This is a genomic window from Patescibacteria group bacterium, from assembly GCA_034660655.1.
Lineage (GTDB): Bacteria > Patescibacteriota > Patescibacteriia > JAACEG01 > JAACEG01 > JAACEG01.
Window position 1 is genome coordinate 25,162 of sequence record JAYEJU010000037.1, and the last position, 12,090, is coordinate 37,251.

Consider the following 12,090-nt stretch of genomic DNA (forward strand, 5'->3'; position numbering starts at 1 on the left):
TTATAACTCTCTTTTTATATCATCCCAAATAATATCACTGTATTTTTCTATTTCCTTAATTACATAATACAAAATATGTTTATGCAAATTCAACGGAATAGTGATTGATTTTTGTGTCTTAATGCAAGTCGCTTTAATATGGCTTCCTTTTCCGCCTTTTTTGCTAATATTAAAACCAAGACGATCTAATGCCTTGGTCAATTTATCTCTATTTAATTTACTTGGCAATTCGCTACGCGTAGGCATAAACTTGATTTGTCTCGTTAATTTTATGAATTCCAGCTTCTTTTTTATACGAAGACGGAATTTCAAACGAAGTTAATATAGCGTCTTTAATATTTTTTTCTAAATCCTCTTTATTTTTGCCAGATGTTATAATTGAACCGTATCTATAATTTTTGCTAATTGCAATTATTTCTCCGTTCTCTTCTTTAAAATCAAATTCAATAGGACCGTTGCTTCTAAAATATTGCGACAATTCAAAAAGTTCTTCTGGAACAGATTTGCCTTCCCAAAGAAATTTAATCAAATAATCTTTTGTTTGTTTTATAATAGACATAAAATACTATTATTTTTATATTATTTAATTATAGAATAGCAAAAATAACCAAAAAGTCAATAAAAAATATTTTATAAAATTAGATGATATTTTTAATTACAAATCCAAAATTTTATACCATAGTCTAAAAAAAATGCAAGAATTTTCTACTTGGGTCAAAACTATCGGATTTTGTAAAATTCCATTATTCGCTTAATTTTTTGTTTGGATTTAAATCAGCTTCTGTTTTCTTTTTTTTAAACAAACTGTCAAATTCTTTTCTTTCTATTGTCTCTTTCTTTAATAAAATCTTTACTATTTCTTCAATTTTTCCTTTATTCTCTTTAATGATTTTTTCAGCCGTGGCGCAAGCATCATTGATCATTTCAGATATTTCCAAGTCTATTGCTTCTGCTGTTTTTTCGCTATAATCTTTTTGTTCGTGAATTTCTTTGCCTAAAAAAATCATTTCTTCCTGCTCGCCATAAGTGCGTGGCGGAAGATTTTTAGACATTCCAAATTCCGTAATCATTTTTTTGCATAATTTAGTCGCTTGCCTTAAATCATTTGTTGCTCCAGTAGTTATTTCATCAAAATGAATTTTTTCTGAAATATAGCCTCCTACTAAAACAGCAAGCTCATCAATAAATTTGGAACGAGTATTAAACTTTCTGTCTTTTGACGGCAGTTTAATCGTGTAGCCTGCTGCTTTACCGCGGGAAATAATAGAAACTTTATGAACTGGGTCCGGATTTGGCAATTTTTTTGCCACTAATGCGTGCCCTGCCTCATGATAAGCTGTTATCTTTTTTTCTTCTGGCCCTAAAATATGGCTCTTTCTTTCTGGCCCTATTAGAACTCTTTCAATGCTATCAAGAATCTCCTGATGTCCGACTTTTTTATTATGGCGACGGACAGTAAGTATTGCTGCTTCGTTTAATAAATTTTCTAAATCAGCCCCTGAAAATCCAGGAGTTCTTTCCGCTATTTCTCTTAAAGAAACATTTTTTTCTAAAGGCTTTTTAAAAGAATGCACTTTTAAAATTTCTTCTCTTTCGCCAATATCAGGCAAATCAATCATTACTTGTCTATCAAATCTTCCAGGGCGTAAAAGCGCTGGGTCTAAAACATCAGGCCTGTTAGTGGCCGCTAAGACTATAACATTGTCATTTTGGTCAAAACCGTCCATCTCAACTAATATTTGATTTAAAGTCTGTTCGCGTTCATCATGCGAACCGCCCAAACCAGCTCCGCGCCTTCTGCCAACAGCGTCAATTTCATCAATAAACAAAATTGACGGCGCGTTTTTTTTAGCTTTATTAAACAGATCTCGAACACGAGCCGCTCCAACTCCTACAAACATTTCAACAAATTCTGAACCAGAAATATGAAAAAAAGGTACGCCTGCTTCACCGGCGACAGCGCGCGCAAGCAATGTTTTTCCAACACCCGGAGCTCCAAGAAGCAAAACCCCTTTTGGAATTTTAGCGCCTAACTCAGTATATTTTTTATGATCCTTTAAAAAGTCAACTATTTCAAAAAGTTCTTCTTTTGCTTCTCTCGCGCCTGCGACATTTTTAAAAGTTACCTTTTCTCCAGCGCCTTTTACATTTTTAGCCTTGCTTTTCCCAAACATCATTGCTTTTTGATTCATTCCTTGAACTTGCCTCATCATAAAAAAAATAAATAGTCCAATTAAAAGCAAAGGAATTAAATATGGCAAAAGACTGCTCATCCAAAAACCAGCCCCTGATTCATCTTCAACAACAATATTTACTTTTACTAATTTTTCAGTAGAAACGCCAAAATTTTTAAACATTGCTGAAACTGATTCAACGCCCTCTTTTTGCGCTTTTTGTTTTTCATCTGACAATAAAATAATTTCCAATTTATTGCCTTTAACAACAATTTCTTTAACCTTTTCTTGATTAACTTCATCAACTAATTTAGCAATGCTGATTTTTTCAACTTTTTGCTCTGGCTCAGCGTATAAGCTAATAAACCCCGCCACCATTAAAATAACCAACAAAACAATTAAAAAATTTTTTAAAATATTTTTCATAAATAAAAACACTTAACTAATAAGATTTTACTAAAAGTATAAATCATTTTTATAAAATAAGCAAATAAAATATAAATTGACAATAATAACAATTTGTTATAAATTTTAAATATAAATTAAATAAAAAAATGAAGAAAACAGACCACAAAAAAATTATAATTTTGCAAGACTATTTCCTATATAAAGGCGGCGGCGAACGGCTGATAATAACTTTGGCAAAATCGCTAAAAGCTGATATTGTAACTTCATTTATTCATCAGGACGCTTTTAATCCGCGTGATTATGGAATTAAGACGACTGAGCTGACAAAGCAAGGCGGATTTTCCCATATTCCTGGATTTCGTTTTTTAAAAGTCCAGTTTTCTTTTTTATTCAAAACAAAATTTTTAAAAAATTATGATATTGTGATTTACAGCGGAGACTGCTTAAACGCTTTGCGCAACGCGAAAAACAAAATAAATATAGCTTATATACACACTCCGCCAAGGCATCTTTATGACAATTATAAATTACGTTTATCAGAATACAAATTTTGTAAACGCCAAATATTCAAAATTTTTGCCCTTGTTAATCGTATTCGTTTTAAATGTTTAACAAAAAAAATGAACCTGTTAATCGCGAATTCAAAAACCGTGCAAGCAAGAATTAAAAAATATCTAAATTTAAATTCAGTTGTTATTTATCCGCCTTGCGATGTTAATAGATTTAAATGGGCAGGTCAAAACGATTATTATTTTTCATGGGCGCGGCTTTATGATGTGAAAAGGGTTGATAAAATAGTTGAAGCCTTTGTTAAAATGCCTAATAAAAAATTAGTTGTCGCTTCTGGCGGGCCAGAATTAAAAAAAATTAAAAAAATAGCCAAGGGATATGATAATATTAAAATATTAGGATGGATTTCTGATGAAAAATTATTAGAATTATTAGGCAATTGCATTGCGACTATTTATATTCCTCTTAGAGAAGATTTTGGAATGAGTCCTGTTGAATCAATGATGGCTGGCAAACCAACTATTGGAGTGGACGAAGGCGGAATAAAAGAAACAATTATTCATAAAAAAACAGGTGTTTTATTAAAACCTGATTTTAATATTAATGATATCATCAACGCTGTTAAAAAAATGACTCCTGACATAGCTTTAAAAATGCGTTTTGATTGTGAAACTCGCGCCAAGCTTTTTTCAGAAGAAAATTTTATTAATGACATGAAAAAAGCAATAGAAAAAATTATAAAATAAAACGGGACAGCTATTAATAAGCTATCCCTTAAAATTTTTATTATATGGCAGAATAATTATATCTGCCTGTAATTTTTTCTTTTCTTTTTCTAATGTCTTTGAGCTGGAACTCCAGCTTTTTTCTCTCTCTTGTGTCAAAAATTTTCTTTAATTTATTTTTGACTCCTCTTTCTTCATTCAACAAACTCATTAATCTTGCTGGTAAACCTGTTCCTGATCCTATCACAACAACCTCCTTTTTTTTGTTTTTGTTATGCTAATTTATTTATTTTCTCGCGCAAGAGAAACAAATCTATTTCCAAGCGAAATATATGCCCTTTTTTTAATGGAGAAAACTTTAGTATTCTCTCTATCTCCTCCGCCTCCAAAATTAACTCTTTCAACGGTTTTAATAATTTTTTGTCCATTTTTTGTTGTAACCTCCTTTTTTGTATTTGCAATAAATTTTAAAACTCTTTTTTAAAAAAGTCAAGATAAAATAAAAATGGGACAGCCATCTGTAAGCTGCCTCCTGGTAAAATTACGATAATATTTTTATTGCTTATTAATTTTTTTATTCTTTCACGCCGTCCATATTAACATCATAAAGAATTTGCTCTTGAATTAAGCGATAATCTAACAGCTCTTTTTTTGAAAACCAAAGCGCAATTTCTTTTTTTGCTTCTTCTGTTTCTCCTGACGCGTGAATTAAATTTCTAATAGGACGACCATCTGTGTCAGCAATTTGATAAGCGTCGATCGTAAGGTCGCCTCTGATTGTCCCAACATCAGAAGTTAACGGCTCTGTTCCGCCGGTAATTTTACGAACAATTCCAACAGCTTGATTTCCTTCCCAAACCATGGCAATTACAGGCCCTGAGGTCATATATTTCTTTAAATTATTTAAAACCTTTCTTCCAACTTTCTCAGGATCGCTATACGGAGCTTTCATGCCTTTTTTTTCATAAGAAAGAATTGATTTTTCACCAACTTTTTTCATCCATTCTGGATCAACTAAATAATGTTTTTCAACTAAATTCACGTCAGGCGCAAGCATTTTTAATCCTACTAATTTTAAGCCAGTCCTTTCATAGCGCTTTATTATTTCTCCGATTAATGTTCTTTGAATACCGTCTGGCTTTATAACAATCAAAGTTCGTTCTTTTTTTGGATGTATCATAGAATTATAAAATTATTTTTTAATTTTTAAAAATTGTTTTACTTTTTCTAATATCTGTGTCGGCGTTAAAGTTGCTTTTACTAAATAGCCTGATGCTCCTAATTTTTTTCCTCGCTCCACATCTTCTTCTTGTTTTAAATTAGTTAAAAAAAATACTGAAATATTTTTTGTAACTTCATTCTTTTTTAATTTTTCCATTACAGAAAAACCGTCCATCTGCGGAAGAATTATATCCAATAAAATAATATCAGGCTTATTTTTTATAGCTAACTCATATCCGTCTAATCCATTCGAAGCTTTAAAAACATCAAATCCAGATTCTAAAAATTTTAAATTGTACATATCAAGAAGCATTTCATCGTCTTCTATCAAAAGTACTTTTTGTTTTTGCATATTTTTTAAAATTAATTTAATCTTTAAAAATTCACATTATATTATTAAACAACAAATAAAATTTTTTAGCAAGAAAATTTTCAATTTAATTAAATTGTTCCGCTACCTTTTCTATTAAATTATTTATATTATGATTTTCTTTCACCATTTTTCTCATCCTATCTTTTAATATTTTCTTTTTATTAAAATCTTGACCTTTGACTTCTATTATTTTTTTCGCAAGTGTTTTAAAATCATTTTGTTTTATTATCTGTTTTTCATCAAGGATGCCGATAAAAGCCTCATTGCTGGTTAAAACAAAAACACCGCAAGACATTGCCTCTAAAACTGCTTTATCAACACTGCCTGTATTGCTTAGATTAATAAATAAATCAGATTCTGCCAGCATCAGCGGAATATCTTTATTTGCTATTTCACCGTAAAATTTTATATGCTCAGAAAGATTCATTGCCTTTACCATTTTCAAAAGCGCATTATAATAACTTTGATGATTTTTTAAACCAGGAGCGCCGATTATTTTCACGACAATATTCTTTGCTTGAAAATCATTAACTGCAATATCAACGGCTTTAACAAGGGTTTCTAAGTCTTTGGTTGGTGAAATTCTCCCAACAGATATTATTACAAATTTTTCTTTTGAATTTTCTTGTTTTGGTTTAAATTTTTCAATATCAATTCCATGTCCTGTAATAATAACTTTTTTGCTAAATAAGCGAAATGATTTTTTGGAAGGCGTTAAAATTCTGTCAGTGATTTTTTCCATTAACTTTAATCTTAAAGTAATCTGCTTATGCGCGTACCAGCTAACAATTTTTTTATTGAAAATTTTAGCCAGCGGATAAACAGCGATTGTGTATTCAGGATTCATATGGCAAAAAACTCCGTCAACTTTTTTAATATTTTGTAAAACTAATTTTTGAAATATTATAAAATCCCTAATTTTACGAATTACAATATTATTTGAATTCTTATCATTTCTTAAAGAAAAAATTTTTACATTTTTACCAAGCCCCTCAATATTTCCTTTTTCCAAACAAATCACAAATAATTTTTCAGCCTTTGAGCTAATTCTGTCAATCCAATTATAGGTAAAACCAGCCAAGCCGTCATTTTTATCAACTTTACGCGTTATCATTAATAATCTCATATTGATATTAAAAAAGACTTAATAGACTTATTGCGTAATTAGTTTTGTGACGAAATTTTCAAATTTTGAGGCATAATTTTTCAAACAATTTTTTTAGCCTACCCTTAGGTAAGGTAAAAAAATTTAAGAAAAATTTGACCAAAATATGAAAATTGCAGTAAAAACTAATTACGCGATAAGTCTAACAAAAGTCTAAAAATAAGGGTAATAAAAATAGATAAATCGCTTAAATTTTATCTGACACGACAAGCATGGTTGTTTCTTATTCTTATTATTAATAATATCACGATAAAAATAAAAAGCAAGCAACTTAAAACTTGTGGAAAACGCAACCCAAAAATAAGGGCTGTTTCATCAACGCGTATAAATTCCATTACAAAACGAATAACAGAGTAATTTAATATGTAAATTAAAAAAATATTGCCGTTAGATAATATTTTTAATTTTGCCTGCCTGCCGGAGAGGCAGGAATTTGCGATTTTTTTCTTGTGCAAAAAAAGCAAAAAAATAAAATTTAAAAAATTCAAAATAGACTCATATAAAAACGCGGGATGAAAATACTCAAAATTTTGATACACTGAAAATGATTTGTTAAAACTGTCTATTGGAATTCCCCATGGCAAGCTGGTTGAAAAACCAAATAACTCTTGATTAAAATAATTTCCCCAACGACCGATTGCCTGTCCCAAAGCTAATGATACGGCGACAATGTCAGCGTTTAACAAAAAATTCATTTTGTGTTTTTTGGAATAAAAATAGCCTGCTATAATTCCGCCAATAATCGCGCCGTGAATTGCCAGCCCTCCTTGCCAAAATTTAAAAACGCTTAACGGATGCTGAATATAATAATTCGCTTCTATAAATATATGATAAATTCTAGCTCCTAAAAGTCCGAACACAATTATATAGACAGCTAAATCAAAAATTTTTTGCTGTTTAATCTTATATTTTTTGCCTAATTTCTGCCCAACAATTATTCCAACTATTATTGCCAGGCTAATAAAAAAACCATACCAATAAAATTGAAAAAATCCAAAAGAAAACATTATAGGATCTGGGTGATAAGTATGAATAAACATCATTATTTGTTATGAAATTTTTTATGAATTTCTTTTAATCTTTTATTTGTAATATGCGTATAAATTTGCGTTGTGGCGATTGATGAATGCCCGAGCATAGTTTGCACACTGCGAATGTCAGCGCCGTTCGCGAGCAAATCCGTCGCAAAACTGTGCCGGATAATATGAGGAGTCACTTTTTTTGTCAGCCCGGCAATTTTAGCGTATTTTAAAGTTAATCTTTCAATTGAACGCGCGTTTAAAGGAAGCTCATCTTTATCGCTTAATCGTTTGGATGCTTTATCATGGCGGACAAATAAAAAAGGCGACATATCAATCCGTTTTTCCAAATATTCTTTTAAATATTTTTTTGCTTGGTCTGATAAAAAAACAATTCTCGGCTTATTTCCTTTTCCTCGCACGGTAAATTCGTCTTTTTTTAAATTGATTGATTCTTTTGTCAAATTAGCCAGCTCTGACACGCGCAAACCTGTTGAAAAAAGCAATTCCAAAATCGCTTTGTCTCTTTTTTTAATAACATCTTGGCCGTCTGTTTCTAACGGAGCTTCTAACAATTTTTCCAAGTCTTCTTTTTCTAAAAATTCAATTATATGCTCGCCCAATTTCGCGAGTTCTATTTTTTCAGGAGCCAAACTTTTTATGTCCCGCTTGGAAAGATATTTTAAAAAATTTCTCAACGCGATAAGATGATAATTTTGAGTTGATTTTTTTAAATTATCGCCTTTAAAATTTTTCTGCCGATTTAACCAAAGACGAAATTTTCTGACACTGTCCGTTGTTATTTCATCAGCTGATTTTATTTTCGTAAATTTTATAAATCTTTCTAAATAAAATCTATAATTGCGGACGGTCTTTAAAGAAGACCCTTTCTCAATTTCTAAATACTCCAAAAAATCATTTATTAAAATTTGTATTTCTGTTTTTAGTTTATTATTATTTTTATTCATATTTATAATTATAACTTTTATTATTATTTTTCCATAATTAAAATTTCGGACATAGTTATTTTTTTCTCTTTTTTAAAATCCTTCTAACCTCTTTGTCAAAATCAGATTGATATATTTGAACTATTAGGAATTTCCTAATAGTTATCTTTTCTTCTAATTCTTTTGCCTTATAAATATTTTTCAAATGCTCATTTATAGTGGGAATTTTCACATCAAAAAGTTTGGCTATTAACTTTTGGGCTAGCCAGACATTTTCATCTTACACTCGCACTTCAATTCCATCTTCTCCTGCCTGAGAAGTAAAGATTAAAAATTCCGCCACGCTATTCCTAATAGTTAATTTTTTTGTCATATTAATTTTTTAATTAGATTTTTAAAAAATTTCACATCAAACCCGCGCGCTTCTTGAATATCTGATTTTTTTGTGGTTGAAATTTGGGGCATATTTTTTCAACCTTCTAGTCTAAATTATCAAATTTAAAATCATCTATTCTTTTCAATGCTTTGCAATTACTTAAAACTAAATTAAGTAATTTATTCCAATTTTTACCCAATAAATTTACTTTTCCAATAATCAATTTCAATATATTTTCAGTAAGATATCCTTTTGTTTTTGAAATTTCTATATGATTACTATCTGCGCTTCCAGCTAAAGATATTTTATGTCCATGGACAAGCAAATTTCTTATGTCTGTTATTTCTTTAAATATTTTTTCTATTTCTTTTTTTGCAAGAATTGCTTCGTTTTTTTTCTCCAATAAAAAATATTTCACAAAATAAAAAAGTTTTCTTTTTATATTTAATTTTTCGTTCTTTATCCATTCTTCATATTTCGATCTATTATTACGTTTAAATTCCAATCTAATAACATGTCTCATATTTTGATGTAAAAAATATTCTATATATATTTGCAACATGATAAATATCAAAATTAGTGTATGTTCTGACTTGTCTCTTTCAAATTTTTTTAAATAATAATTAAATTCATTTCTAAAAATAATAGCATCAGTTTCAAGTTCCCATGCTGTTTCTTCACAAATATTAATATTTTCTTTTAATATAATTTTATGATCCATATATTAATTTTATCTCCAAAAACTCAACCCCTGCTCCTTCCCCCACTTCTCAAAAGCAAAAGTGATATCGTCTAAGTCGTGTTTATCATAAATGAAATTAAATTAAATTAAAAACCCTTATTTTAAGCCTATTTAAGAACTTTTTGAATTTATTTTCAAGTGCCTTGATAATAAATCTTTCTCTAAAATAGTACCAGGCTTAATATAATAACTTCCTTTTTTTGATTTGCCAGCTTGCTCAAGAATTCCGCTATTTACCCATTGTCCAAACAATCTTGACATTTCAACGCTATCTGTAATATCAGTTATCTCACGAGCTTTTTGTGGTTTAATATAATGATTTTCATAATTTATTTTTAAAAAATTATTATCTCCAAAACCCCAACCCATTTTCCTTCCCCCATTTCTCAAAAGCAAAAACGATAGCGACCGATTTGCGACTAAAAATTTTCTTAGTTGCAGGCTTGCAAGTAGGAAAATCTCCACTTGCAAAAAACAGGATATTTGCAAGTAAAAAATATTTATAATTACATTATTATTTTTATCAAATTATCAAAAAAATAGGTTCTATGCTGGGATTTTTTATCATCAGAAAAAATTTTTTCATCAGACAAAAATTTCAAAATCCTAAAAGAAGCGTTTTCTTTTATTCTTGTATGTCTTCTGAAATCGCCAGAGTCAAAAATTGGCATAGAAAAAATAAAATCTAAAACTTTAATAGAATTTTTTGGCGTTGGAATATTGATAATCTTTTCTTTTGTTCTATTATAAAGATTTAAAATAGATTCTACTTTCTGGGTATTTATTTCTGATTGTTTTTCTACAGCAACAAGAAAAAACTTTATCCAATTTTCCCAGTCATTATTTTTTGAAATACCTTCCCCACTTCTCAAAAACAATATTATATAATTTTTACATCTCGTCTAAAGTTTCTATCCCCAATAAATCAAGCTTTTTAAAATTGTTTGCCCAACGCAGTAAATTTTATCTAAAATATCTTTTTAATTTTTTCTATTGTTTGAGATAATGATCCTATTGTTAAATCGCCATATTCTTGTTTTGAATCATATGCGTTTTCATAATACGGAACAACAATACAAGTGTGATCGGGTTTAATATTTTTAATTGCGGATATGCAGGATTTTGTAAGAGATGGAGTTTTTGATGTTTTTATTTCAATCGCTATAATCTTATTATTTTTTTGCAATATCAAATCAACTTCTTCGCCATTACTCGTGCGATAATATGATCCTTCACAATCATCAAAAACAGATAATAAATTTTCAATAACATAGCCTTCAAAAGAATTTCCGTACAATGGATGCGCTATTAATTCTGATTTATTATGAATTCTCGCAACCACATGTAATAATCCCGAATCTCTAATATACCACTTAGGACTTTTTATAAGCCGTTTTTTGCTATTTTTAAAATATGAAGGAAGCCGTCTAACAAGATACATTGACTCTAATGTATCAATATAGCTTTTTATAACCACCTCGCCCACAGAAAAATTTTTTGCCAGTTCAGCATAATTTTCTCTCTGCCCGTGATAATGCGCTAAAAATCTTAATAACTTTAAAACAACCACACTATCAATTTTTCTAAATTCCTGAATATCTCTTTCAATAATATTTTTCAAATAAGCGTCTCTCCAAATAAAACTACTTTTATTATCAACGGCTAAATAGCTTTCTGGAAAACCGCCCCTAACCCAATGACTTTTAATGTCCAAACTTAGCACTTCCAAAATATGAAATGGGGTCAATTCTATATAGCCTATTCTCCCCGCCAAACTTTCCGATGTTTGTTTTATTAATTTTGGAGAAGCAGAACCTAATATAAAAAACCGACCGTTTTTCCTATTTTTATCAATCACGCCGCGCATTGTCGCAAAAATATGCGGCAATTTTTGAATCTCATCCAAACACACAATTTTGTCTTTATGAGTATTAAAAAAAGACAAGGGGTTTTCAGTAACTTTCGCTAAATCATCATATTTTTCCAAATCAAAATAAGCAACATTCTCAATATCTTTTAAAAAATGTTTAATCAAAGTGGATTTCCCGCACTGTCTCGGTCCTAAAATTCCAACCGCGGGAAAAATATTTTGGTAGCTTGCTATTTTTTGTCTAACAAACCTTTTAAGATAAGTTTTATGCATTTCCATACTTTAACTATAGATTTACATAAATATTACTTTAATAAATTATTTTTGTCAAGTATTTTTTATTTCTGCGTAAAATTATCCCAATCAAGATTAGAAACAAACAAATCTAAATAAAATTTTTATTTTTTACATCTCGTCCAATACTTCTATTCCTAATAAATCAAGCCCTTTTTTGATTGTCTGTCCAACGCAATAAATCAAAAGCAAGCGGGCTTTTTTTGTTTCTTTTTTAGCTGTTAAAACAGGGCAGATGTGATAAAAACTATGAAAAGATTTTGCCA

The 12,090-nt window shown here is 29.6% G+C and carries 15 protein-coding genes; 1 reads left to right on the plus strand and 14 read right to left on the minus strand.

Annotation, left to right across the window (positions count from 1 at the left end):
- From U9O55_02760 to ftsH, 3 genes are all read right to left on the minus strand, one after another.
- Positions 1–246 (minus strand): hypothetical protein, encoded by a 246-nt coding sequence (locus tag U9O55_02760; GenBank protein MEA2088733.1) that lies wholly within the window; start codon positions 244–246, stop codon positions 1–3.
- On the minus strand, positions 233–559 hold the full coding sequence (locus U9O55_02765; protein ID MEA2088734.1) for a hypothetical protein: 327 nt from the start codon (positions 557–559) through the stop codon (positions 233–235). The genes U9O55_02760 and U9O55_02765 overlap by 14 nt, the downstream gene beginning before the upstream one ends.
- 184 nt (positions 560–743) lie before the next feature.
- A complete protein-coding gene (gene ftsH / locus U9O55_02770; GenBank protein ID MEA2088735.1) occupies positions 744–2,600 on the minus strand; it encodes an ATP-dependent zinc metalloprotease FtsH in 1,857 nt (618 codons plus the stop codon).
- Positions 2,601–2,728: 128 nt separating this feature from the next.
- On the opposite strand from ftsH, the gene U9O55_02775 reads away from it, so the two are divergent.
- On the plus strand, positions 2,729–3,838 hold the full coding sequence (locus U9O55_02775) for a glycosyltransferase (GenBank protein MEA2088736.1): 1,110 nt from the start codon (positions 2,729–2,731) through the stop codon (positions 3,836–3,838).
- A 40-nt stretch (positions 3,839–3,878) separates the two neighbouring features.
- On the opposite strand, the gene U9O55_02780 is transcribed toward U9O55_02775, so the two are convergent.
- The 11 genes from U9O55_02780 to U9O55_02830 form a co-directional block, all read right to left on the minus strand.
- Positions 3,879–4,064 (minus strand): hypothetical protein, encoded by a 186-nt coding sequence (locus U9O55_02780; GenBank protein ID MEA2088737.1) that lies wholly within the window; start codon positions 4,062–4,064, stop codon positions 3,879–3,881.
- A gap of 327 nt (positions 4,065–4,391) precedes the next feature.
- Positions 4,392–4,997: a nucleoside-diphosphate kinase gene (locus U9O55_02785; GenBank protein ID MEA2088738.1), complete on the minus strand. Its 606-nt coding sequence runs from the start codon at positions 4,995–4,997 to the stop codon at positions 4,392–4,394.
- Positions 4,998–5,009: 12 nt separating this feature from the next.
- Positions 5,010–5,390, minus strand: a complete 381-nt coding sequence (locus U9O55_02790) for a response regulator (protein ID MEA2088739.1) — start codon at positions 5,388–5,390, stop codon at positions 5,010–5,012.
- An 85-nt stretch (positions 5,391–5,475) separates the two neighbouring features.
- Positions 5,476–6,537 (minus strand): glycosyltransferase family 4 protein, encoded by a 1,062-nt coding sequence (locus tag U9O55_02795; protein MEA2088740.1) that lies wholly within the window; start codon positions 6,535–6,537, stop codon positions 5,476–5,478.
- A gap of 233 nt (positions 6,538–6,770) precedes the next feature.
- The gene (gene lgt, locus U9O55_02800) at positions 6,771–7,616 is read right to left on the minus strand and encodes a prolipoprotein diacylglyceryl transferase (GenBank protein ID MEA2088741.1); all 846 of its coding nucleotides are present in this window, start codon (positions 7,614–7,616) and stop codon (positions 6,771–6,773) included.
- A 2-nt stretch (positions 7,617–7,618) separates the two neighbouring features.
- Positions 7,619–8,563, minus strand: coding sequence for a site-specific tyrosine recombinase/integron integrase (gene xerA, locus U9O55_02805; GenBank protein ID MEA2088742.1), 945 nt, complete (start codon positions 8,561–8,563; stop codon positions 7,619–7,621).
- A gap of 55 nt (positions 8,564–8,618) precedes the next feature.
- Positions 8,619–8,774, minus strand: coding sequence for a hypothetical protein (locus tag U9O55_02810; GenBank protein MEA2088743.1), 156 nt, complete (start codon positions 8,772–8,774; stop codon positions 8,619–8,621).
- A 247-nt stretch (positions 8,775–9,021) separates the two neighbouring features.
- The gene (locus U9O55_02815; GenBank protein ID MEA2088744.1) at positions 9,022–9,639 is read right to left on the minus strand and encodes a hypothetical protein; all 618 of its coding nucleotides are present in this window, start codon (positions 9,637–9,639) and stop codon (positions 9,022–9,024) included.
- A 132-nt stretch (positions 9,640–9,771) separates the two neighbouring features.
- Positions 9,772–10,029 (minus strand): hypothetical protein, encoded by a 258-nt coding sequence (locus U9O55_02820; GenBank protein ID MEA2088745.1) that lies wholly within the window; start codon positions 10,027–10,029, stop codon positions 9,772–9,774.
- A gap of 137 nt (positions 10,030–10,166) precedes the next feature.
- A complete protein-coding gene (locus tag U9O55_02825) occupies positions 10,167–10,532 on the minus strand; it encodes a hypothetical protein (GenBank protein MEA2088746.1) in 366 nt (121 codons plus the stop codon).
- 95 nt (positions 10,533–10,627) lie between these two features.
- Positions 10,628–11,809 (minus strand): ATP-binding protein, encoded by a 1,182-nt coding sequence (locus tag U9O55_02830; protein ID MEA2088747.1) that lies wholly within the window; start codon positions 11,807–11,809, stop codon positions 10,628–10,630.
- Between the last annotated feature and the right edge of the window lie 281 nt (positions 11,810–12,090).